This window comes from Rahnella contaminans, assembly GCF_011065485.1.
GTDB classification, from domain to species: Bacteria; Pseudomonadota; Gammaproteobacteria; order Enterobacterales; family Enterobacteriaceae; genus Rahnella; species Rahnella contaminans.
On record NZ_JAADJS010000009.1, the window covers coordinates 1 to 22,755 of the forward strand.

Annotated in this window: 19 protein-coding genes; 1 reads left to right on the forward strand and 18 read right to left on the reverse strand. The window is 53.5% G+C overall.

Translation table 11 applies throughout. The features are described from left to right. Positions 1 to 195 precede the first annotated feature (195 nt). The 5 genes from GW579_RS22945 to trxC form a co-directional block, all read right to left on the reverse strand. Positions 196 to 543 (reverse strand): YfiM family lipoprotein, encoded by a 348-nt coding sequence (locus tag GW579_RS22945; protein ID WP_165062063.1) that lies wholly within the window; start codon positions 541 to 543, stop codon positions 196 to 198. Between the two features lie 61 nt (positions 544 to 604). Beyond that, a complete protein-coding gene (pssA, locus tag GW579_RS22950; RefSeq protein WP_420821560.1) occupies positions 605 to 1,957 on the reverse strand; it encodes a CDP-diacylglycerol--serine O-phosphatidyltransferase in 1,353 nt (450 codons plus the stop codon). A gap of 87 nt (positions 1,958 to 2,044) precedes the next feature. Beyond that, positions 2,045 to 4,765: a bifunctional acetate--CoA ligase family protein/GNAT family N-acetyltransferase gene (locus tag GW579_RS22955; protein ID WP_165062065.1), complete on the reverse strand. Its 2,721-nt coding sequence runs from the start codon at positions 4,763 to 4,765 to the stop codon at positions 2,045 to 2,047. Between the two features lie 31 nt (positions 4,766 to 4,796). Next, positions 4,797 to 5,501: a tRNA-uridine aminocarboxypropyltransferase gene (locus GW579_RS22960; RefSeq protein ID WP_152324844.1), complete on the reverse strand. Its 705-nt coding sequence runs from the start codon at positions 5,499 to 5,501 to the stop codon at positions 4,797 to 4,799. Positions 5,502 to 5,630: 129 nt separating this feature from the next. Further along, complete coding sequence (gene trxC / locus GW579_RS22965) at positions 5,631 to 6,050, reverse strand: thioredoxin TrxC (RefSeq protein ID WP_152324845.1); 420 nt, start codon at positions 6,048 to 6,050, stop codon at positions 5,631 to 5,633. A gap of 243 nt (positions 6,051 to 6,293) precedes the next feature. On the opposite strand from trxC, the gene GW579_RS22970 reads away from it, so the two are divergent. Further along, positions 6,294 to 7,397: a tRNA/rRNA methyltransferase gene (locus GW579_RS22970; RefSeq protein ID WP_152324846.1), complete on the forward strand. Its 1,104-nt coding sequence runs from the start codon at positions 6,294 to 6,296 to the stop codon at positions 7,395 to 7,397. A 90-nt stretch (positions 7,398 to 7,487) separates the two neighbouring features. Here GW579_RS22970 and emrB read toward each other — a convergent pair whose 3' ends face one another. The 13 genes from emrB to GW579_RS23035 all read right to left on the reverse strand — a co-directional run bounded on the left by emrB (position 7,488) and on the right by GW579_RS23035 (position 22,548). Continuing rightward, positions 7,488 to 9,023: a multidrug efflux MFS transporter permease subunit EmrB gene (emrB, locus tag GW579_RS22975; RefSeq protein ID WP_152324847.1), complete on the reverse strand. Its 1,536-nt coding sequence runs from the start codon at positions 9,021 to 9,023 to the stop codon at positions 7,488 to 7,490. A 17-nt stretch (positions 9,024 to 9,040) separates the two neighbouring features. Continuing rightward, the gene (emrA, locus tag GW579_RS22980; RefSeq protein ID WP_152324848.1) at positions 9,041 to 10,216 is read right to left on the reverse strand and encodes a multidrug efflux MFS transporter periplasmic adaptor subunit EmrA; all 1,176 of its coding nucleotides are present in this window, start codon (positions 10,214 to 10,216) and stop codon (positions 9,041 to 9,043) included. Positions 10,217 to 10,241: 25 nt separating this feature from the next. Further along, positions 10,242 to 11,696, reverse strand: coding sequence for an efflux transporter outer membrane subunit (locus tag GW579_RS22985; RefSeq protein ID WP_165062067.1), 1,455 nt, complete (start codon positions 11,694 to 11,696; stop codon positions 10,242 to 10,244). Positions 11,697 to 11,719: 23 nt separating this feature from the next. Further along, positions 11,720 to 12,241 carry a transcriptional repressor MprA gene (gene mprA, locus GW579_RS22990; RefSeq protein WP_152324850.1) on the reverse strand — a complete coding sequence of 174 codons (522 nt, stop codon included), beginning with the start codon at positions 12,239 to 12,241 and terminating at the stop codon, positions 11,720 to 11,722. 175 nt (positions 12,242 to 12,416) lie between these two features. Then, positions 12,417 to 12,761: an L-valine transporter subunit YgaH gene (gene ygaH, locus GW579_RS22995; RefSeq protein ID WP_152324851.1), complete on the reverse strand. Its 345-nt coding sequence runs from the start codon at positions 12,759 to 12,761 to the stop codon at positions 12,417 to 12,419. After that, positions 12,751 to 13,512, reverse strand: a complete 762-nt coding sequence (locus GW579_RS23000) for an AzlC family ABC transporter permease (RefSeq protein ID WP_152324852.1) — start codon at positions 13,510 to 13,512, stop codon at positions 12,751 to 12,753. The genes ygaH and GW579_RS23000 overlap by 11 nt, the downstream gene beginning before the upstream one ends. A gap of 175 nt (positions 13,513 to 13,687) precedes the next feature. Further along, positions 13,688 to 14,872, reverse strand: a complete 1,185-nt coding sequence (locus GW579_RS23005) for an MFS transporter (RefSeq protein WP_165062069.1) — start codon at positions 14,870 to 14,872, stop codon at positions 13,688 to 13,690. Between the two features lie 197 nt (positions 14,873 to 15,069). Next, on the reverse strand, positions 15,070 to 16,065 hold the full coding sequence (proX, locus tag GW579_RS23010) for a glycine betaine/L-proline ABC transporter substrate-binding protein ProX (RefSeq protein WP_152324854.1): 996 nt from the start codon (positions 16,063 to 16,065) through the stop codon (positions 15,070 to 15,072). Positions 16,066 to 16,089: 24 nt separating this feature from the next. Further along, complete coding sequence (gene proX / locus GW579_RS23015; protein WP_152324855.1) at positions 16,090 to 17,094, reverse strand: glycine betaine/L-proline ABC transporter substrate-binding protein ProX; 1,005 nt, start codon at positions 17,092 to 17,094, stop codon at positions 16,090 to 16,092. A 116-nt stretch (positions 17,095 to 17,210) separates the two neighbouring features. Next, on the reverse strand, positions 17,211 to 18,407 hold the full coding sequence (gene proW, locus GW579_RS23020) for a glycine betaine/L-proline ABC transporter permease ProW (RefSeq protein ID WP_152324856.1): 1,197 nt from the start codon (positions 18,405 to 18,407) through the stop codon (positions 17,211 to 17,213). After that, entirely contained in the window at positions 18,404 to 19,600 is a 1,197-nt protein-coding gene (gene proV / locus GW579_RS23025; RefSeq protein WP_165062071.1) for a glycine betaine/L-proline ABC transporter ATP-binding protein ProV, read from the reverse strand. The genes proW and proV overlap by 4 nt, the downstream gene beginning before the upstream one ends. Before the next feature lie 589 nt (positions 19,601 to 20,189). Beyond that, positions 20,190 to 20,903: a response regulator gene (locus GW579_RS23030; protein ID WP_152324858.1), complete on the reverse strand. Its 714-nt coding sequence runs from the start codon at positions 20,901 to 20,903 to the stop codon at positions 20,190 to 20,192. Then, entirely contained in the window at positions 20,896 to 22,548 is a 1,653-nt protein-coding gene (locus GW579_RS23035; RefSeq protein WP_152324859.1) for an ATP-binding protein, read from the reverse strand. Before GW579_RS23035 ends, GW579_RS23030 begins: the two co-directional genes overlap by 8 nt. Positions 22,549 to 22,755: the final 207 nt, after the last annotated feature.

Sequence of the window (22,755 nt, forward strand, 5' to 3'; positions counted from 1 at the left end):
TGAAACGCCGTAGCGCCGATGGTAGTGTGGGGTCTCCCCATGCGAGAGTAGGGAACTGCCAGGCATCAAATAAGTGGAAAGCCCTGTACTGACGTACAGGGCTTTTTGCTATGGGAGATTTGGGTGAAGCATCGTGAATTTTGAAGGCAATATATCGCGTTCAGTCTCAACATATTCACGGTAAATGGTTGCTTATTAATAGTGCGTCAGGTGATAAGCGCTGTATCCGACAGCCGCTCCTGCAATATCCCAGCTAAAGTCCTTCCAGCTCCAGCCACTTCCTCCCGCACGGCTATCATAAAGCTCTTTTGTAGCCCCCAGGCCGACTGAAAATAATAAGCCGAATGAACGACTGCGCGCTTCATTCCTGCCCTGATTATCTGCGTAGGCTGTGCCTGCTGCCGCTAATACCGCAGAGCCAACAAAGTGCCCGGCTTTGTCCTTACCGGTCCATTGGTCATTGGCGAAATGGGTACAACCGCTGCAAAAAAATATAAGGCTGATGACGGAGAGTTTTACGGAAGAAGGGAGTAATGGCGTCATAAAATGGAATTCCAGATATAAAAAAGCCCGATCAGGATGATCAGGCTTTCAGTATAGCCAATTACAGAATTCGGCTGATTAATCTGTCGATTCGAATCCGCCGCAGACGGCGAATAAGTTTGCGTACTTTAACCGGATAATTAGGAATACTTTCCAGTTCCATATAATGAGAGACAACTTGCGTATGCTGACGGATCTGTTCCAGCTCTTTTTGACGCTCAACCGCCATCTCTTTAAGCGGATCGTGGATCAAAATGGCATTCTCCAGATCCAAACGCCAGGCGCGTGGGTTGAGGTTATTACCGGTGATCAGCTGCCAGCGGTCATCCACCCACATACCTTTCAGATGGTAACTATTGTCCCCATCTTTCCATAACCGGACAATTAATTGCCCGCTGTCGACAAAGCGTTGCAAACGGCTCAGGAAGCGGCGCAGATTGATTTCATACAAATAAGGCAAGGCGCCGATGATTTTAAAAGGCTGATCTTGCGGAATATAGAAATCGTTAGCGGTTTTATCACCCACAATAATTTCAACCTGTTTACCCCGGCGCAGCAAATGAATGATATTGCGCGCCAGCATTGCAGGCATATTGAAATAAGGAGTACACAGCGTCAGCTTATGATCGGTGCTGGCCATTAAATGGTGAATCGTACGATTCAATTCATTCTGCTTGCCCAGGCCTACAATTGGCGTGACCGCCAGTTCATCATTACCGGCGCTGTCTTTGAAATGATAACCACTGGTGCGCAGGGTTTGCCGAAACTGACGCGTTTCGTTTTTAATCTCAATACTTTTCGGGCGATCTTCACGATCGAGACGCTGAACCGCTGCGGCAGTGAGGATCGATTTCTTTATAAAGTCGATCATCGTGTTAGCCAGCGTAGTATTTGTCAGCAACTGATAACGGTCATAACGATATTTTTCATGACGATGCAGATACACATCATTAAGACTCGCGCCGCTGTAAATGACCTGATCGTCGATAACAAAGCCTTTGAGGTGCAAAACGCCCAGGGCTTCACGGGTATTCACAGGTACGCCATAGACCGGTACGGAAATCTCAGGATGCTCTTTCGCCATACGACAATACCAGTCAGCATTGGTATTGGCCGCAGCTGCGCCGATACGCCCACGCTGAGCGCGGTGCCAGTCAACCAGCACGCAAATCTCCAGTTCAGGACGCCGCTGCTTGGCATCATACAGCGCCGACAACACATCGCGACCACCATCATCGTTCTCTAAATAGAGAGCAACCAGATAAATCCGTTGGGTGGCGTTGGCAATGGCTTCAAGCAGTGCCTTACGGAAATCGGTAGGGCAGTAGAGCGTTTTTACAGCACCAACTGTTTGGGGGAGTTTTGGCAGTTGAGCAAGGTGTTGTTGATGTTTATTACGTTTGAATTTTGACAACATCACAGTGCGCTTCTTCTCTCTTCAGGTAATGATTTTAGCGGCACAGACAAACTGTGGTGACCGCACAATCGGTCGATAATACCATTAGTCCTGCCGCATGTGCGCATCTTTTGCCTGTTCATCGCTCAGGCTCACGGTTTTCTGCTGTGAATTTCGGCGCTTTTCCAGTGCCAGAGACAGATTAACAATACTGTCCTGAATCTGAATATCGACGTCAAATCCCAGTTTTTTAGCCAGTGTAATCATGCCGCGGTTATTCGGCATCGTGATGCCTGTAAGACGTTGCAGGCCGTGCTCTGCGGCATAATCAATCATCTTATCCAGCAGACGTCGCCCGAGCCCCAGACCTTTCAAATCAGATCGTACCAGTACGGAGAATTCGGCATCGATATTGTCGGGATCCGAAACGGTTCGCGTGACCCCAATAATTTCACTTTCTTCATTTTCTGTACGCACGGCGACAAAAGCCATCTCACGGTCATAATCAATCTGCGTCATGTTCGCTAAATCTTCATGAGTGAACTCATTAATCTCACTGAAATAGCGGTAATACAGGTCTTCTTTAGTGACCTTCAGGATGAAAGCTTTCAGCAGCGGCTCATCTTCCGGAAGAATCGGGCGGAACAGTGCAGGCAGTCCATTCTTCAGTATAACGTGCTCTTCGAGTTCACGCGGATAAGGACGGATTGCCAGTCGTGATGGTGCCCCGGCAGAATGTGCAGAAAGCTGCATGGAAACATCAAGCAGGCTGAGTTCATTACCGGACACCAGCAAAGGATGAATATCCAGCCGTTCGATTTCCGGGCAATCAATAATCAGGTTAGACACGTTAACCAGAAGCTGACTCAGGGCGGGAATATCGAGAGGATGTAACGCATTGCGACCGCGTATTTTACCGCTCTTCAATGCCTGCACGACCTGGTAGCGCGCCAGCGTCATGTTCAGGGGCGGAAGCGAAACGGCTGCCTGCCTTTCCGGACGCCAGTCATTTCCGCCTTCGGCCAGCATAATCAGCGGGCCGAAGACCGGATCCTGCTCTACGACTACCCGTAATTCCTGAGAGCCCGGGCGGTTAGCCATCGTCTGTACCAGCAGACCCAGAATTCGCGCCTGCGGAAATGCCTCTCTGGCGCGGTCAAATATCGCATTCGCCGCCTGTTCCACTTCGCTGGCGGTGCGCAGATATAACATGACGCCCTGAACTTCAGAGTTATGCGGAATGTCCGGCGAACGCAGTTTCAGCGCAACGGGATAACCAATCTGGCTGGCAATATTTACGGCTTCAGCGCTGTCACTGGCGATCCACGTCGGCAACACATTCATTCTGTACGCATGCAAAATCGCGCGGACTTCATGTGTATCAAGCTGCGTGGTGCCTTCTGCCAGCGTTTGTGCAATCAGTTTGTGAGCCTGATCGGTATTTTGTTCAAGGTCTGCTGGCAGCGCAGGCGTTTCTTTCAGCTGTTTCTGATTCCGGCGATATTCCACCATATGCATAAACGCCGTTACCGCGCCTTCCGGGGTGCGGTAAGTCGGGATCCCGGCGGTACTGAACAGCTTGCGCGCTTCCTGCGAGGAGAATTCCCCGCACCAGTTTGTCAGCAGCGTGATGTATTTTCCGCGTGGATGTTTTCGAACGACATCTATCACCCCGCTTGCTGTCACTGTGCCGTGCGCTGCGGCACTCGGGGCGTGTATCACCAGCAGGGCGTCGTAATCTGTACTGTCGAGCAGCGCCATTATCACCGACTGATATAGCTGAGGCGTGGCGTCATCATGCAAATCCAGCGGATTAGAGGCGGTAATGTTCTTCGGCAGAATGCCAGTCAGCGCTTTGCTCGCTTCATTCCCCAGCTTTGCCAGTTTGCCGTTACGCAACAGCAGCTGATCTAACGCCATCGCCGCCGGTGCAGCGCCGTTACTGATAATGAGTAAGCGCTCACCGCGCAACGGGCGCATATGGCTCAGGGTTTCGACGGCCGAAAACAGTTCATGCGTATCTTGTACGCGCAGCAAACCCGCACGCTGGATGGCGGCATCGTAGGCCGCGTCGAGGCTGAGCGGGCTGTTCAGTAGCTGCTGAGCCTGTCCGCTACGGCCACTTTTGATGACCAGAATAGGCTTGTTGCGTGATGCGCTGCGCGAAGCAGAAAGAAAACGCCGGGCATCGCTGATGTGCTCCAGATAAAGAAGGATGGCGCTGGTTTTTGAATCGCGGGCGAGAAAATCAAGCAGATCATCAACGTCGATATCCAGGCTGTCTCCCAGTGAGACAAAATACGAAAATCCGACGGCACGCTGCTGCGCCCAGTCAAGAATGGTATTAGCCACGGCGGCCGATTGCGAAATAAATGCAAGTTTTCCCGGCAGGATCGGCACCGGAGAAAAACTGGCATTCAGCTTTTGCCAGGGAGCGAGAATGCCGAGACTGTTTGGCCCAAGCAGCCGCATTGAAAAACGCTGGGCGCAGGCTTTCAGTTCCGCGAACTGACCGGGTTGAGAGGAAAGCACGATGACAGTTTTGCAGCCGCGCTCGCCGAGCTGTTCCAGCAGCGCCATATTACGGTCTGCGTGCGTGCAGAGAATGGCGATATCAGGCGACATCGGCAGACTGGCGACATCCTGCCAGGTCAGAACGCCACAGACTGCGCGATAAGCCGGAGTGACCGGCAAAACAGGGCCGTTGAAGCCGCTGTCGAGCAGATTGCGCATCATCAGATAGCCGGCGCGCCCCGGTTTATTACTGGCGCCGACCACGGCAATCGACTCAGGTCGTAATAGTGCTTCTAGTCCGCGCTGGCTCATCGTCTCTCCGATTCATCATGTTCCCATGATTCTAGAGGCTTTCTTCGTTCTTTGCTGTGAGCTGATGCACCGGATGATGGGGTTTTCCTGCCAGATATTGCGTGCGGAAATGCGTAAAATGTCGTGATAAACCCGCCGACGCCTGTGTATCGCCGGCTTTTTCGAGCAACGCGGCGGCCACTTCAACGGTGCAATGCAATTCCGGACGCGAGGCTTCACGCAGGATATAGCCGGAGCTGGCGCTTACATCCAGAGAGAATACCGGCAGATTATCCAGATACGGACTTTTGCGGAACATCTTGCGTGCTTCATTCCAGGTGCCGTCCAGCATGATAAACAGCGGCGGTTTACTGCCCTCGGGGACTTCGGTAAAGACCTGACGCGGCGGCGTTGCGAAAGACGCCGGAAAAACCACGTAAGGCTGGCGCGACGGGTCAGAAATGGCATCCAGCAACGCCGGATCGGTTTCCGTACGCGACCACAGAAATGCCTGCGTATCCGGCAAAACATCCGCAATCAGGCGACCGGTATTGCTGGGCTTCATCGGCTCGGTGTCAAACATCACCAGACAGAAACGGCTGTTCGCCTGATGGATCTCACGCGTGGCGCAGATGCAATGACGTTGAGGTAACAGGCATGCCTGGCAACGAATGGCACGGGATCCCCGGGCCAGAAAAGGGCGGGTCGATCGGGCTAAACGCTGCTCACGCAGGCGAAGGACGGCGTTGTCTGACATAAGCATTCCGGTATTCGAAAAGCGGCTATTTTAATCACCCGCCGTTCGCTGGCAAGCAGCATCTGCTGAACGTACAAAAAGGCCCGCGCTGAGGCGGGCCATCGGCAGGGCTTTATAACGGCTTATGCGTTACAATGATTCATTAAGCCAGGTGTTGAAAGGCGCTTTAGGCATTGCGCCGCTCAACATATCGACCATTTTGCCTTCATTAAACACCATAATGGTCGGAATACTGCGAATACGGAACCGCGCGCTCAGTTCAGGTTCTGCTTCGGTATTAACCTTAATGAAACGGATTTTACCGGCACGTTCCTGCGCAACATCTTCAAAAATAGGCGCGAAGTTCACGCACGGGCCACACCACGGTGCCCAGAAATCGATGACAACCGGCAGGTCGTCCTGCAGATATTTGTCCAGCGTGGCGGCAGTGGCGTGAACTACATCGCCTTCAAAAAGTGCATGACCGCAGCGGCCGCATTTCGCGCCGTCGTCGATACGATCCTCAGGCAGGCGGTTGGTGGCCTGACATGATGAACAAACCGTATTCATAAATAGCCTCTACATTGCTTAACGTGAGAAGGGTATCAACCAGAAACCCGCTTTTACCCTTAAAAATGGTTAATAAAGCGGCTGATATGTTACTTGTATGTTGTAAGTATGGAGGCACCGCGTCACGGAAACAACGCGGTTTATTCAATGAATACGATAGTTTTTAGCTTTTGGTCGAAAGCCTGTGGCTTAGCTCACAGACATCAGGTAATCTTCGCGCCCTGCGCGTAGGTGGAGAGAAAAATGAACGATTCATTCAGTGGCAAGAACGGCAAAGTCAAAGTGATGTACGTCCGTAGTGACGACGACGGCGATAACCGCAACAACGATAAACGTCCTTCCAACAATAAAGGACGTCCGGGCGATAAACCTCGCCAGGGTTCCCGTCCTGACGATGCCCGCCGCAATGAGCGTCGTAGCAGCGATTCCCGTGGCGATTCACGCGGCCCTGCACCTCGTCGTGGTGATGATCGCCCGCGTCGTCCGGCACGTGAAGACGACGGTCCGTACTCCTCACCATGGAAAACCGTTTCCCGTGCACCGGCGGATGAATCCGTACCGGATCACGGTGGTATCAGCGGTAAAAGTTTCATCGACCCTGAACAGCTGCGTCGTCAGCGTCAGGAAGAAACCCGCGTTTACGGCGAGAATGCCTGTCAGGCGCTGTTTGCCAGCCGTCCTGATGCGATTGTTCGCGCGTGGTTTGTGCAATCAGTCACGCCACGTTTCCGCGAGGCGCTGCGCTGGATGGCGGCAAACCGCAAAGCGTATCACGTGGTTGAAGACGAAGAGCTGGTGAAAGCTTCCGGCACCGAGCACCATGGTGGCGTGTGTTTCCTGATTAAAAAACGTCAGGGTCTGGATGCAGAAACCTATCTGCAATCTGCTCCTGCGAAAGACTGTGTGCTGGCGCTGGAAAACGTCGGTAACCCGCACAACCTCGGCGGTATCATGCGTTCATGTGCGCATTTTGGTATCAACGGGATGATGGTTCAGGATCCGGCTCAGCTGGAATCCGGTGCAGCCGTGCGTACCGCTGAAGGCGGCGCAGAACACGTTAAAGCTATCAGTGCGGATAACTTCCTTGATGTGCTGGCGACCTTCCGTAAAGCCGGTTACACCATCGTGACCACGTCCAGCCACAAAGGGACGGCGCTCGGCAAAGCTGAGCTGCCTGCCAAAATGGTGCTGGTGCTGGGTGAAGAAAGCGACGGCCTGTCCGACAGCGCATGGCAGCAGGGCGACCTGAGCGTGTCTATCGGCGGTACGGGCAAAGTGGAAAGCCTGAACGTTTCCGTTGCGACCGGTATTTTGCTGGCTGAATGGTGGCGTCAGAATCAGGCGTAAATCCTGATTTTCACCCATAAAAAACGGACGCCCTGAGCGTCCGTTTTGCTTTCTGATGTTTACTGATTCGTGTTAACTGACCACATGAAATCAGTGCGCACCTCCGCCGCCACCGCCGCTACTGAATGGCGGACGGGCGAACCAGATTAAGATCAGCAGTACCAGGAATGCCCCGCCGGATAACCAGAAAATCTCGTTAGCAGAGATGATAAGCCCCTGATTCGTAATTTCCCGCGCTATCCAGCCGGAAGCCTGCTGATGGCTCATGCCAATCCCTTCCAGCTGCTGATAAGTCTGCGTCGCCGCCGGGTTGTACGGTGTGATGTTTTCGGTCAGCTGCGCATGGTGCAGCGATTCCCGGTTTGACCACATCGTCGTGGTGATTGACGTCCCGATAGACCCCGCCAGCGTACGAATAAAGTTCGACAAACTGGAGGCTGCCGCCATACGTTCCGGCGGTAATCCCGACAAAATAATGGTGGTCAGCGGCATGAAGAAGCAGCCTACCGCAAAGCCCTGAATAAACTGCGGCCATGCAGAAGCACCAAAATCCATCCCCGGTTCAAAGGTATACGCACGCCAGAAGAAGCAGTAGGCGTACATAATAAAGCTGAACGTCACCAGTTTTCGCATATCCAGACGGTGTGCGAAGCGGCCAATAATCGGCGACATCAGCACCGGCAGAATACCCACCGGCGCGGACGCCAGACCCGCCCAGGTCGCGGTATAACCATAGACCTCCTGCAACAGCTGCGGCAGCAAAACAATCGCGCCGAAGTAGAGCATGTAGGCCAGGCTGATACACAGTACGCCGATGGTGAAGTTTCGGGATTTAAACAGTGACAGATCAACTATCGGGTGGTCATCGGTCAGCTCCCAGACAACCAGGAAGCACAATGCGATCACCGCCACGACCGCCAGAACAATAATTTCCGTCGAGTTAAACCAGTCCAGCTCCTTGCCCCGGTCGAGCATCACCTGCAATGCGCCAATGCCCAGCACCAGTAACACCAGCCCGACGCTGTCGATCGGGCGGATCTGCGTGGCGGTTTCGCGGCCTTTCAGGGTTCTCAGCGTAAGCACAACGACCACGATGGCGATTGGTACGTTGATGAAGAAGATCCATCCCCAGTGGAAGTTATCACTGATATAACCGCCGAGGATCGGCCCGCAAATCGGGGCGACGATCACCGTCATCGACCAGAGCGCGAGCGCGGTACTTCGCTTGGCCGGCGGATAGTTATTCAGTAACAAACTTTGTGATAACGGGATCAGCGGACCTGCTACCACGCCTTGCAGCACACGGAAGAAGATCAGCATTTCCAGGCTGTTGGACATCCCGCAAAGCCAGGACGCAAGCGCAAACAGTATCGTGGACCACAGGAACAGTTTGACCTCACCGATGCGCTTTGCCAGCCAGCCGGTGATGGGGATCGAGATGGCGTTTGCCACCCCGAACGACGTAATCACCCAGGTGCCCTGTGAGTTCGAGGCACCCAGATTCCCGGCGATGGTCGGGATCGCCACGTTGGCGATCGTCGAGTCCAGCACCTGCATAAAGGTGGCCAAAGACAAAGCCACCGTCATCCAGGCCAGCGGGGCGCCTACCAGCGGTTTATTTGCCACAGAGGCCTCCGGAGGTTTTAGCCCGCATTTGCGTGAATAACATCAGCAATGATGGCATTAGCCGGGGCCAGATCCAGTGTCAGAGCCGAAGTCTGGTACAGCGGTTCGGAACGCACGGTATCAGCCAGCACCAGGCCATCACGGTTTTGAGTATCAACCGTCACCAGCGTGGACAAACCAATGCGCAGCGGATGTTCCGCCACTTCCTGATCGTTAAGCTCAATACGCACCGGCAGGCGCTGAACCACTTTGATCCAGTTTCCGGTCGCATTTTGTGCAGGAAGCAGCGAGAACGCGCCGCCGGTGCCCATATCCATACCGACCACTTTGCCGTGATATTTCACGTCATCGCCGTACATATCGCTGACGACGGTGGCGACCTGACCAATACGCATATTCGCCAGCTGAGTTTCTTTAAAGTTGGCATCAACCCAGATGTGATGAGCAGGAACAACGGCCATCAGAGACGTGGTCGGGCTGATTTGCTGTCCGATCTGAACCGCGCGACGGGAAACAAAACCGTCAATCGGGCTGCGCACTTTGGTACGTTGCAGGGCGAGCCATGCGTCACGTACCTGTGCCGCGGCCTGCATCACCTGCGGTTGTTTATCGACCGGCGTATCCAGAATCATCGCCTGATTGGCGTTGTATTGCTGTACGGCGACATCATATTGCGCTTTCGCGGTATCCACGGCGTCACGGGCGTGTTGCAGTTCTTCACGGCCAATCGCGTCAACGTTGCCCAGCACGATACGGCGTTTCAGGTCAGACTGCGCCTGTTGTAGTTGTGTCGCACGCAGTGCGATATTTGCCTGATACTGTTTGCCGTTGATGATCAGCTGATGCGTCTGGCGGACGCTGTTAGCCAGCGCCGTTTTAGAACGTTCAAACGCCTGTTCCGCATCGGTCGGATCAATAGTCACCAGCACATCGCCTTTTTTGACAAAGTCGGTGCTGTCGAAATTGACGTCAGTCACGCTGCCTGACACCTGCGCCATAATCTGAACCTGATTACCGGCAACATACGCATCATCGGTAGACTGGAAATGACGTAACACCAGCAGCCAGTAGAACAGGTAGGCGATGGCGATAAGAATGAAAATCCCGGTTAACAAGAGCATCGCGACTTTGCGCGTTTTCTTCTTATTTTTCGGAGCTTGCGGCGTTGCCTGAGTTTCGGCATTTGCGCTCATGGTCTTCTCCACACTGAGTCTTTTATTATGATTTTTGGTTCGCAGCCGGGGCCTGATAGCCACCCCCGAGCGCACGAATGAGACTGATTTTTGCCTGCATCAGCTGACTGCTGGCGGTAAGTTGCGCCTGTTGCTGTTGCAGGAGCGCTGACTGGCTGCTTAACAGCTCATCCCGTCCGATGACGCCAGCGTTGTATCTTGCATCCGAAACGCGATACACCTCTTCCAGCGATTTAGCGGCAGAAGAAGCCTGCTGCAATTGTTCAACGCCGCTTTTCGAGAGGGTAATGGCATCCGCAGTTTGCTGGATGGCGTTCAGGATGGTCTGGTTATATGACTCAACGGACTGATCATATAACGCGGACTCTTCGCCCAGTTTGGAACGCAGTGCGCCTGCGTGGAATATCGGCAGCGAAATCGCTGGCGTGATATTCCAGGCCTTGCTGGCTGCTTCCAGAAGATTCGGGCTGGTGCCGCCGTAGTTGGTGGTCGTCAGACCGCCAAAGGCGCTGATGGAAAGGCTTGGGTAGAACTCTTTTTTGGCCGCACTGACGCGCTGGGAATAAGATTCCACCAGATCACGCTGTGCAGCAATGTCCGGGCGTTTACCCAGCAAATCCAGCGTCAGCTCGCCTTTCGGTGCCAGCGCTTCAGCCGGTGGCAATGCCACGGCGTGAAGTCCGTTCATCGCATCAGGCCCCTGACCCGCCAGCGCGGAAAGCTGATGTCTCAGCTGTTCGGTCTGGGCTTTCAGGTTGATGATTTGCTGTTTAGCACTGTCGGCCTGCGCCTGGGTTTGTTGCGGAATTTCAATGCCATAGACACCGGCCTGATACTGCGCTTTGCGCAAATCCGCCAGATGCTGATTGTTATCCACTTCATGTTGCAGAACATCCTGCAAAGCCAGATTGGCCTGCAACTGATAATAGGCTGACGCCACCGAACTGGTCAGCGTCAGCGCGGCTTCTGCCTGCTCGGCGCGGGCGGAATCCACCTGTGCTTTCGCGGCATTCACCTGATTGCGGTATTTACCCCACCAGTCAAACTCATAGCTCAGATTCAGCCCGAGGCTGTTGCTGTTATCGTAGATTGGCGCTTCCGGATAGCTGGTCAGGAACGGCGGGATCGTGTTTTTAGCCACACGTTCACGTCGCATCGAACCATTCAAATCCAGATAGGGGCCATTGGCTGCATCTGCTTCGCCCATCACGCTCTGCGCTTCGCGCACACGAGCCGCGGCCTGACGCAATGACGGCGAGTTTTGCAACGTCGTGGTCATCAGGTTATCAAGCTGCGGATCATTAAGACTACGCCACCACTGTGGGCCGATGGTCAGAGAACTGACTTTTGCCTGCTGCAGATGAAGCTGTTGGGTATCCAGCAGCGACGACTGAGGAGCAATATTATTACTGGAGGCGCAGCCAGCCAAAATCAAAACGGCAAACAGCGGCGTAAGCCTCCAGCGAGCTTGGAGTGACATGTGTGGTTTACCTGAACAGAAATTTAGAATTGTTGTAGTGCTGTCGCATCCATCTGATCAAGGCGAGTTAACAGTTTGCGCGTCAGGGTTTCTAACTGCTTCTGCTCATCTGCGTCCAGGGTTGACCAGAGAAAATGCAGGCTCTTATGTTGAGGCGGCAGTAACTTCTGGATAAAAGCTTCACCATCGGCCGTCAGGTGCAAATGCAGACACCGACGGTCATTGTCGCTCTCACGACGTTCAATCCATCCGCGTTTTTCCAATTCATCCGCAATACGGGTGGCATTGGTGCGGGAAGAACCCAGCGCTGAGCTTAGCTCCGAAGGCTGAATACTGTGGCTTTCCTGCGCATCAAGTGTGATCAGAGCCATAAACAGCGTTTCGTTGATGCCTTGCGCTTTCAGCATCTTATTGCGGTTTTCCAGTAATTTACTTTGCATGTGCATACACAGGCGCGTCAGCAGGATTTCCTGATAAGGGAAATCTTTTTGCTTTTTAGCCCGGAAATTTAACATGTGTTCAATTGGCGCGAACGAACTGTCCATATGAGAAGCCTCATTAGTTACAGATGACATAGTAACGATGGTAATTAATAATATCAATGTCATGAATCACCAATTCTTTAGCAATTAGTGTGATTCATAACTCCAGTGAATTATTCGATGTTTAAAGTATTCGGCAGAGTTTGCTCTGCTGTTACTCTGCGGTAAAAAATGGTCTTCAGCCTGCGGCCATCAGCATCACCTTGAACACCAGCCCGTACACCAGAGCGCCGGACAGCGTGGCCATAATGATACTTTTGGTTCGCCAGAAAATGATCGCGAGCACCACAAAACCGGCCAGTGAAGGCAGCAGTTTTTGTTGATCACGAAGAATTTCCGGAGTGCTGGACACCACCAGTAATGCACAGATTGAGGCGATACCGATGCTGTCTAGCACGCGGGATAGCGGGCCGCTTTTCAGTGTCCCCGACTTCTGCCGCGCGCCCATGCGCAGTGGCAAATATCGAAAGAGGTAATTGACGGCGCCGACCAGCAGGCAAACCAGAATGACATTAGTGCTCATCCGGGGTGACCTCCGTGGTGCCCGCTGAGGCTGCGGGTTGCAGCAGGGCGGCCAGACATCCGGCGCCGAGGCCGCATCCGATAGCGGCAGGGATCGACCAGAACAACAGTCCGCCGAGCGAACCGGCCAGCGAGGCGACAAACACCATGCTTTGCTGGCGCTTAAAAGCGGCGAGCAGGAAACTCAGGAAAAGGGCGGGCAACATGAATCCGAGCGCAGCTTCAATGGCAGGGTAATTTTCCAGCGGACCATTGCCGAAAAGTGCGCCGACGGCGGTGCCGAAAACCCACGAGAGCCAGGAAGAAAGCGCGATGCCACACATCCAGTTCTCGCTCCAGCTGCGTTTATCACGGACGAGTTTGGCGGTGGCGGCGGCAAAGACCTCATCGGTCAGGCCAAACGCCCAGAGTGCGGTTTTTTTGCCGCTGAGTTTTCCCGCAATACGGTTACGCAGCGAAGGACCGTAGAGTACATGGCGAACGTCCATGGCCATCACGGTCAGAGCAGAAACCCAGAGAGACATCCCGGCGCTGAGCAGCGCGGTGATCACAAACTGACTGGCGCCAGCGTAGATAAGTATGGAGAACAGCAGACTTTCAGCGGGCGTGAAACCGAGTTTGACGGCGCTGAGGCCGAACGCAAAAGCGATAGGAAGATAACCAATCACGATAGGAAGGCTATCGGTAATACCTTGTGCGAAAGTGGAAACGCGAACGGGGTCAGGCGCTTCGAGATCAGGGTTGCTGTGCATGGGTATTTAAAACATTGTGAAAACCGGGAGGATGCCGGCGAATAATTTATGGCGTAAACATTACCAGACTGTAAGTATTGTTAACACCCTTTGGTTCAAATAAATTTCTAATATGATTATTCGCAAGCTAATCAGGAGGGGTGATGATTCCCTCCTGATGTAATTTCGTACGTTATCAGGCCAGCTTGTGTTTATACCCTTTCAGCCAGACCAGTAAATTCAGTACGCACATGATGGTGCCTGCCACCGAGACCCCATACCAGCCCGCCGTTTGATAAGCCGAAGCCGACACCAGAGACCCTACCGCGCCGCCAATAAAGTACGTTGTCATGTAGCCTGCGGTCAGGCGGTTACGCGCTTCCGGCATCGATTTATAAATCACACTTTGATTGGTGATGTGTACACCCTGAACCGAAAGGTCCAAAACGATGATGCCGACGATCAGGGAGATCACCGAATGCTGACCGTAAGCAATCGCCGCCCAGGACAGTAAAAGCAGCACCAGCCCCGCCGTTGTTGTCAGATGCGCTTTGCCTTTGTCGGCCAGATGTCCGGCGCGTGTAGCCGCCAGTGCGCCCGCTGCGCCGACCAGACCAAACAAGCCAATCACCCCTTCGGAATAGTGATACGCAGGACCGGCCAGCAGGAACGCCATCGACGTCCACAGAATACTGAAGTTGGCAAAACAGAACATACCAATCAGCGCGCGGGTGCGTAAAACTGGCGTGTGGATAAACAGGGTGAAAATGGATTTAAGCAGTTGCGGATAATTAAGATCCGTATGTTGCTGATGTTTTGGCAGTTTTCGCCACAACACCAGTGCCATGATAATCATCAGCGCACTGGCAACCCAGTACACCGTCCGCCAGCCGCCGAGTGTCGCCAGTGCACCGGCAACCGTCCGGGCCAGCAGAATTCCCAGCAACAGGCCGGACATAATCAGCCCAACCACTTTGCCGCGCCGTTCCGGTTCAGCCAGCGTCGCCGCCAGCGGCACCAGAATCTGCGCCACCACCGAGAACAGCCCGGTCAGCGCCGTCCCCACCAGCATGATAGTCAGCGTCGGTGCCATCGCGGTGATCAGCAATCCGGCGGCGGAAAGCAGTGTCATCAGCACAATCAGGTTACGACGTTCAAACATATCGCCGAGCGGCACGATAAACATCAGGCCGCAGGCGTAACCCAGCTGCGCCACGGTGACGATAAAACCGGCCTGATTAACGGAAAGGCTGAACGCACGCGCAATGGTTTCCAGCAGCGGCTGCGGGTAATAGTTACTGGCGACGGCGAGCCCGGTGGCGACTGCCATCAGAATAATCAGCGCGGGGCTGAGGGAGGAATGTGTGGTCGTTTTTTTCATAATGGGGATAACAGATCTTATTGAATAAGCAGGGGAATGCGAAAAACGATTATCGTTTGAGTTAAAATATTAAACCAATGAATAGTTTTCATGGCAACTATTGGGTTTTGCAATAGCGCTTATTTCAATACGCTCCCCAAAAAAAAACGGGCGGAGATTTCTCTCCGCCCGCGGGTTTTACTGAGTCTGTTCCTGCGTTACTTCGCGGCCGCAGCAGCTTCTTTCACCCAGCCATCGAACTCTTCCTGGTGGGCTTTAATCCAGCCGTCGGTCTGTGCATCGATATCAGCATCCGAGTTTTTACCGGCGTGCATCGCAGCATTCTGCGCATTGATGTCTTTCAGCGGTAATTTCATGATGGCAAACAGCTTCGCGGCGGCCGGGTTTTTCTCAGCCCAGGCTTTGTTTGCCACGATATGCATAGTGCTCACCGGGAAACCGTAGTTCTTGCCGTTTGGCAGTGTGGTATCGGCGTTTTTATCACCCGGCACGACGGAGAACGGCACCTGCATCCACAACACATCTTTGCCCGGGATCAGCACATTGCTGACCCAGTACGGCGTCCAGGTGTAATAGAAAATTGGTTTGCCTTCTTTGTATCGCGTAATGGTGTCGGCGATCATCGCGGAATAGTTACCCTGATTATGTGTCACGGTTTTTTCCAGACCGTACGCTTTCAGCTGTTCGTTCAGTGCGGCTTCACAGCCCCAGCCCGGCGTACAACCGGTCAGATCGGCTTTGCCGTCGCCGTTGGTATCAAACAGCTTGGCGAGTTTCGGATCTTTAAGCTGTTCGATGTTGGTAATGTGATACTGCTCGGCGGTTTTCTTATCGATAAGCCAGCCCTGCGCTGCGCCGGTCACATACGTCCCTTCACGATAGAAAACTTTATCGCCACCGGCGGCTTTGTACATTTCATCATGCAGCGGTGACCAGTTCACGGCGGTAAACGTGGCGTCACCGGCGGCAATGGTGGTGTAGCCGACGTTGTAATCCACTTCACGGGTCGGCTGAACGTCGTAGCCCAGTTTTTCCAGCGCCTTATTCACCAGTTCCGTCTGGAAGGTTTCTTCGCTGATGGTGCTTTGAATCGGTGTCACGCTGACGCCTTTACCCGGAAGATCGGCGGCGAACGTTGTGGCTGTGGCAAATGTGGTGAGGGCGGCAACCGCCCAGATTCCTGTCTTTTTCATAAATTCCTCTGAGATTTTCATCGGTTATTTCGTGGCGGCTGCGGCGGCCGCTTCTTTGATCCAGCCATCAAACGTGGCCTGATGTGCTTTGATCCAGCCGTCAACGTGCTGCTGGATATCATCAGAAGAGGATTCCCCTTCGTGCATCTTCAGGTTTTGCGCGTTCACATCCGCCAGCGGCAGTTTCATGATGGCGAACAGTTTCGCGGCGGCCGGGTTTTTCTCAGCCCAGGCTTTGTTCGCCACGATGTGTTCGTTGTTGACCGGGAAACCGTAGTTTTTGCCGTTCGGCAGCGTGGTATCCATGTCTTTCAGCGAGCCCGGATTGGCCGAGAACGGCACGGTCAGCCAGACCACGTCTTTGCCCGGTTTCATCTCGTTGCTCACCCAGTAAGGTGTCCAGGTGAAATACAGCACCGGTTTGCCGGATTTATAGCGGGTCAGCGTATCGGCAATAATCGCCGAATAGTTGCCTTCGTTCTGGGTAACGGTGTCGCTCAGGCCGTAGGCTTTAATCTGCGTATTGATGACGGAGCCGCATACCCAGCCCGGATTACAGCCGGCCATATCGGCTTTGCCGTCACCGTCGGCGTCAAACAGTTTGGCTATCTTCGGATCTTTCAGCTGCGACAAATCATGAATGTGATATTTGTCGGCTGTTTTCTTGTCGATCAGATAACCCTGCGCCGCGCCGCTGATATAGGTGCCCTGACGGTAAAATTTCTGATCGCCACCGGCGGCGTTGTACATGTCTTTTTGCAGCGGTTCCCAGTTCACCGCCATGTACGTCGAATCGCCGCTGGCGATGGCGGTGTACGCGACGTTGTAATCCACTTCACCGGTTTGCTGAACGTCGTAGCCCAGTTTTTGCAGGGCGCGGTTAACCAGTTCCGTCTGGAAAGTCTCTTCTGCGATGGTGCTTTGCAAAGGTTTCACGACCACGCCTTTGCCCGGTAAATCAGCGGCGAAAGCGGCGGGTGTCGCAATGGATAATGCGAGGATGAGTGCTTTTTTCTGAATTGTGCGCATGGTGAACCCTTATTCTTATTAAGTTTGTGGCTTATGAATACGTAAGAGTGGACTGCGTTGTTTTAGCTTTTGAGAGTTCCCGGCAGCGAACCGCCGGGAAAAGTGCAGTGTGTGAATCAGGCTTTTTTGACGAAAGGCTTCATCACCAGACCAACCGGTCCGCGGGTGAACCAGCGGTGGCCGCCTTTGCTGCGGCTGTCGCGGCCCATAGACTGTGTCAGGCGGTCGAGGATGATGGCGAGAATAACGATACCCGCACCACCGACCGACGCGAGGCCCATATCCAGACGGCCAATCCCGCGCAGTACCATCTGACCCAGACCCCCGACGGCGATCATCGAGGCGATAACCACCATCGACAGCGCCAGCATCAGCGTCTGATTAATACCGGCCATGATGGTCGGCATCGCCAGCGGAAGCTGAACTTTAAACAACATCTGACTCGGGCTGGAACCGAAGGATTTCGCGGCTTCGATCAGATCTTCCGGTACCTGGTTGATCCCCAGAATCGTCAGACGCACGACCGGTGGCAGGGCGAAGATGATGGTGACCACGACGCCCGGCACGTTACCGATACCAAACAACATGACGATCGGCACCAGATACACGAACGCCGGTGTCGTCTGCATGGCATCGAGCAGAGGCCGGATAATTTTTGCCGCCCGCTGACTGCGCGCCAGCCATATCCCCATCGGCAAACCGATCAGAATACAGAAGAACAGCGAGGTCAGAACCAGCGCCAGCGTCACCATGGCCTGTGACCACGCGCCGATTGCGCCGATCAGAACCAGAGAAACCAGCGTAGCAGCACCCATGCCTAAACCCGCCATCTGCCAGGCGAGCAGGGCGAAAATCAGAATCGCAATGGGTGCTGGTAATGATTCCAGCCCGCTTTGAAAACCGCTCAGCACGAAATCGACCGGCACGCGGATCCCCTGGAATACCGGACGGAAGTTGCCAACCAGCCAGTCGATCCCGTTGGTTACCCAGTGGTCGAGCGGGATCAGCGTGCTGTGAAACGGATCCAGAATATTGAAATGCTGATGCTGTTCAGGTGCGACGCTCAGCCAGTCGTTGGCCTGTGCGGCGGCGTGGTGTGTGGTGTCAGGTGCGCTGGTTGCGGCATCGCTGCCACCGCCCCACGGATCGCCACCGGCATCGGCAGGTGCGGAACTGGCTGCTGCGTCAGGCTGAGGCGCAATGCCACCGCTGGCGTTATCGGCACTCCACGGATCAACGGATGCATCCAGTGGCTGAGTCTGAGCCGCCTGCGCGTGCTGAAGAACTGTATTGTTTATGGTTGAGTTGCTCATTCGTTACCCCCTTCTTTGTCCAGAGCCTGAAGCAGCATGGCTTTGGAAATAATGCCGATATAGTTATTGTCCTCATTGATCACCGGTACTGCGCAAGGCGCGGCGGCCACATGAGAAATCAGTTCGCTGAGCGGCATATCTGCATGCACCGGTGCCGGAGATTCCAGCAGGGCACTTTCCAGCGGCTGATTGGCTTTCAGCGCGGTTTTCAGGGATTCAATCGACACGACGCCGATGAATTTCTGTCCGCGTTCCAGCACATAACCATATTCGCGGTCTTCGTCTTCGAGCAGCTTGAGTGCGGCACGTGGACCAAAACCGGGGGTTTTACGAATAAGCGCGCCACGACGGCGGGCGATGTCTTTAGCACTGAAGACCTGACTGATATCGACGCCACGGAAGAAGGTGCGGACATAGTCATTGGCCGGATTATTGAGGATATCTTCCGGCGTACCGACCTGAACCACTTCGCCGCCCTGCATAATCGCAATGCGGTCGCCGATGCGCATGGCTTCGTCGAGGTCATGGGAAATAAACACGATGGTGCGCTGATGCTGCGCTTGCAGCTTCACCAGCTCATCCTGCATTTCGGTACGGATTAACGGATCGAGCGCCGAGAAGGCTTCATCCATCAGCAGAATGTCAGGGTTATTGGCCATCGCACGGGCTAAGCCGACGCGCTGACGCATCCCCCCGGACAATTCATCCGGATAAGAATTGGCATAGTTTTCCAGCCCGACCTGACGCAGCGCATCCAGCGCTTTGGCATTTCGCTCTTCCACCGGCACACCGGCCAGCTCCATACCAAACGCCGTATTATTCAGCACGGTCAGGTGGGGCATCAGCGCAAATGACTGAAACACCATACTGATTTTACTGCGACGCACCTGGCGTAATTTTGATTCTGAGATTTTGGCGATGTCTTCGCCGTCAATCAGCACTTCGCCGCGGGTGGGCTCTATCAGACGATTGAGAAGGCGTACCATGGTGGATTTACCGGAACCGGATAACCCCATGATGACGAAAATCTCGCCTTCTTCAATGGCCAGACTGGCATCTTTAACGCCAAGTGACAGACCGGTTTTCTCGAAAATTTCTTCTTTACCCTTGCCAGCGTCAATCATCTTGAAAGCGCGTTCCGGGTTCTCGCCAAACACCTTATAAAGATTTTTTACTTCGATTTTAATTGCCATGCAATATGCATTCCTTGGATATAAATAGCCGTATCGGCTTGATGTCTAATTTTTCTGTTGAAACGTATAGTTTTTTGCCTGTTACAAAATAGTGAACGCTTTATACCCTAACACACCAAAATTCTGAGACAAGTCTCAATGTTTCTCATGAATATTCATGGTTGTGTTTCTGGTGGCGTATTTTTATGTATTGTGCGTGTCTAATTTACGTCAGCGCAGGTTGACATTTAATGACAATTTTAAGGGCGCTGTGTTTATTGTTGTATGCCTAATTATCTGATGCGTGCATTTTGCTTAATATATAATTAATTAGTTGATTTTTAATGATTTAATGCCTTCTTGTTTTGTGGGGTTTTTAGTGGTTTAAATAGCGTGATTCAGGGGGATTTAATGCAAATTCCATGGCGGGATTTGCAATGTGTAAATAGTGATTTCAGCTTGCACTGAAAGCCCTGAATTTACCGGTTGTCTGAAAGGTGAATATTTGTGGAAATAATCGCACTGTGCGGGGTGAAATGTGGGAATTTGGCCAGCGGAACCGCTGGCCGTGAAGGCGAAATTCAGAGGGGCAGAACGCCATAATTCGGGTTCAGGAGGCGGATTTTTCCTCAGTCACTATTTTCCGGTAAAGACGCCTCGGATGGCCGATATTTCCGTACTGCATCTCGACGCCGATAAAGCCAATTTCCACACAATATTCCAGATACCGGCGGCCGGTGGTTTTGCTGATCCCAACCTCTTCAACCACCTGTTCCACTGACCAGCTGACGTCGGGTTTCGCGGTGAACACCCGCTGAACCAGTTCGAGCGTATTCGGCTCAATCCCTTTTGCAGAAGGGGCTGGCGGCGTGTCGCTGGCGGGGAGGTTAAACAGTTTGTCCAGCGCCCGCTGATCGACCACTTTCACATTGCGCAGGGTTTGCACCAGTTGCATGAAACGCTCGAGCGAGCTGCGCAGGCGGTGAAACGACACCGGCTTAATAATGTAGTCAAACGCGCCGCTGCGCATGGCGTGGCTGCACGTCTGCATATCGCTGGCCGCCGTAATGAAAATCACCGAGCAGTCGAAGCTTTTCAGCAGCGGGCTGTCGATCAGATCCACGCCCTGGCCGTCTGGCAGGTAATTATCCAGCAGCACCAGCCTCGGCTGATGCTGCCGCAATAACGAACGGGCCTGTTCCAGCGTGGCGGCAATCCCGACCACGCGCAGGTTAAAGTTTTGCTCGATAAAATCACGGTGCAGACCGGCCAGATGCGGCTCGTCTTCCACAATCACGACATCGAGTGCGCTGCTGTTATTCATGTTGCTGTCCTGTTGACCTCTCTGACGGATACGGGATAAACACTGAAAATATCGTACCCTGAGGCGCATTGTCTGAGATTTCGATGCTGCCGCCCGCCTGACGGACGTAACCGGCCACCAGATAAAGCCCGATGCCGTGTTCCGCGCCGGTCATCTCATCGCCGCCGGAAGGCTTCGAGGTGACGCCCTGCTCAAACAGATTCGGCTTCAGGGCGTCATCGACGCCGCCACCGCGATCGGCCACCTCAATCAGCAGCTCGCGGTTCCTGTCTGAAATATACAATTCTACCGGCGAAATCGGTGCGCCGGCTTTCAGCGTGGCGTCCACGGCGTTATCAAGCAGATTGCCGATCACCGACATCAGCTCGGTTTCGCCGATGACCGGCGGAATACGGATTAACTGGCAGGCCGGGTCAAACACCAGCTCCACGCCTTTCTCGCGCGCACTGACGAATTTTCCCAACAGCAGCCCGCAAAGGGCAGGCGACGTGAAGCGTGCCGACACGAAATCCAGCACCGCCTGCGCACCTTCTGACTGTGCCTGAATATAGTGCATCGCATCATCGTAACGCTGCATTTGCAGCAAACCGGCCAGCGTCGCCGTCCAGTTCAGCTGTTCATGGCGCATGATGCGCAGGCTATCGGCGTAGCGTTTCACCTGACTCAGCTGGCTGCTCAGCGTATTAATGTCATTTTTATCGCGGAAACTGAACACCCAGCCGCTTTCTTTGCCCGGCTCCAGCTCAATAGGCACGCGGTTCATGATTACCTGACGCTGGTTGAGCACCGTTATCTGATCATGGCGGCTGCTATTGTCCTGAAGACCGCTTTGCGTAAAGAACGCGGGCGGCGTATGGAGCACTTCTTCCAGCGGTTTGCCAATCAGCTCGTTTTCCGGCTGACGGATATCGAGTAATTCCCGGGCGGCGCGGTTAATGGAAATCAGCTGCTTCTCAGCATTAATCGCAAATACGCCTTCATACATGGCTTCCAGCAACGCTTTTTGCTGGCGAACCAGCAGCGCAATATCCTTGGGTTCAAGCCAGAACATCTGTTTTTTGACGTTGCGGGTAAACATCCACGAGAAAATAAACAGCAGTAATAAAAGAAGAAGACCGTATAAACCGGCCTGCGCCAGACGGTGACCGTTAATATTGTCGATGTAAGACGTGAGATAGCCGACCGACACAATGCCGATGACCTGATTATTTTCGTCGAGGATCGGCGCTTTGCTGCGTAATGAAACACCGATGCCGCCCTGACGCACCGATATAATGGTTTTCCCGGCCAGCACCTCCGCGTTATCGCCGCCAATCATCGGCAGATCTATTCTGTCCGGGGATTCCGAGTGATAAAGATGCCGCTCGCGGACGTCACCAATCACGATATAACTCGCATCACTCTTATCGCGTAACGGCTGGATAAGACGGGCAATTCCCGGCACATCGCGACGGGCGACTTTCTGCGCCAGCCCCGGCATCAGCGCGATTTCGCTGGCCTGAACTTTGGCACGTTGTCCCAGGTCGTGATGCAGCTGGCGGTCAATAATATGAAATAAAATAGCGCCCAGCAGCGCCAGCAACAGGCAGGAAAATACCACCAGAGATAAAAAGAGCTTTACCTGAAAAGGTAATCTTAATTTCATACATCCCGCCAAAAGCCAGCCCTGACACACACATCGAATAAGCCTATCACGGCGAAAACGCTGCCGTAATCTGACATAAGCGAAGTTGTGAACGAAGAAGATAAATAGAATGTAATTCACACAGTGATTGCAAGGTTAATTGCGGGTTTTACTACTTATCTGATAATCCTTATAAATTTGGACGCATTAACTCCATAAACACCATAA

Bases quoted from the DNA above. Each gene is read 5' to 3' on its own strand.
- GW579_RS22945 (WP_165062063.1), bottom strand. From the start codon at position 543: ATGACGCCATTACTCCCTTCTTCCGTAAAACTCTCCGTCATCAGCCTT.
- GW579_RS22955 (WP_165062065.1), bottom strand. From the start codon at position 4,765: ATGAGCCAGCGCGGACTAGAAGCACTATTACGACCTGAGTCGATTGCC.
- GW579_RS22960 (WP_152324844.1), bottom strand. From the start codon at position 5,501: ATGTCAGACAACGCCGTCCTTCGCCTGCGTGAGCAGCGTTTAGCCCGA.
- trxC (WP_152324845.1), bottom strand. From the start codon at position 6,050: ATGAATACGGTTTGTTCATCATGTCAGGCCACCAACCGCCTGCCTGAG.
- GW579_RS22970 (WP_152324846.1), top strand. From the start codon at position 6,294: ATGAACGATTCATTCAGTGGCAAGAACGGCAAAGTCAAAGTGATGTAC.
- emrA (WP_152324848.1), bottom strand. From the start codon at position 10,216: ATGAGCGCAAATGCCGAAACTCAGGCAACGCCGCAAGCTCCGAAAAAT.
- GW579_RS22985 (WP_165062067.1), bottom strand. From the start codon at position 11,696: ATGTCACTCCAAGCTCGCTGGAGGCTTACGCCGCTGTTTGCCGTTTTG.
- mprA (WP_152324850.1), bottom strand. From the start codon at position 12,241: ATGGACAGTTCGTTCGCGCCAATTGAACACATGTTAAATTTCCGGGCT.
- ygaH (WP_152324851.1), bottom strand. From the start codon at position 12,761: ATGAGCACTAATGTCATTCTGGTTTGCCTGCTGGTCGGCGCCGTCAAT.
- GW579_RS23000 (WP_152324852.1), bottom strand. From the start codon at position 13,512: ATGCACAGCAACCCTGATCTCGAAGCGCCTGACCCCGTTCGCGTTTCC.
- GW579_RS23005 (WP_165062069.1), bottom strand. From the start codon at position 14,872: ATGAAAAAAACGACCACACATTCCTCCCTCAGCCCCGCGCTGATTATT.
- proX (WP_152324854.1), bottom strand. From the start codon at position 16,065: ATGAAAAAGACAGGAATCTGGGCGGTTGCCGCCCTCACCACATTTGCC.
- proX (WP_152324855.1), bottom strand. From the start codon at position 17,094: ATGCGCACAATTCAGAAAAAAGCACTCATCCTCGCATTATCCATTGCG.
- proW (WP_152324856.1), bottom strand. From the start codon at position 18,407: ATGAGCAACTCAACCATAAACAATACAGTTCTTCAGCACGCGCAGGCG.
- proV (WP_165062071.1), bottom strand. From the start codon at position 19,600: ATGGCAATTAAAATCGAAGTAAAAAATCTTTATAAGGTGTTTGGCGAG.
- GW579_RS23030 (WP_152324858.1), bottom strand. From the start codon at position 20,903: ATGAATAACAGCAGCGCACTCGATGTCGTGATTGTGGAAGACGAGCCG.
- GW579_RS23035 (WP_152324859.1), bottom strand. From the start codon at position 22,548: ATGAAATTAAGATTACCTTTTCAGGTAAAGCTCTTTTTATCTCTGGTG.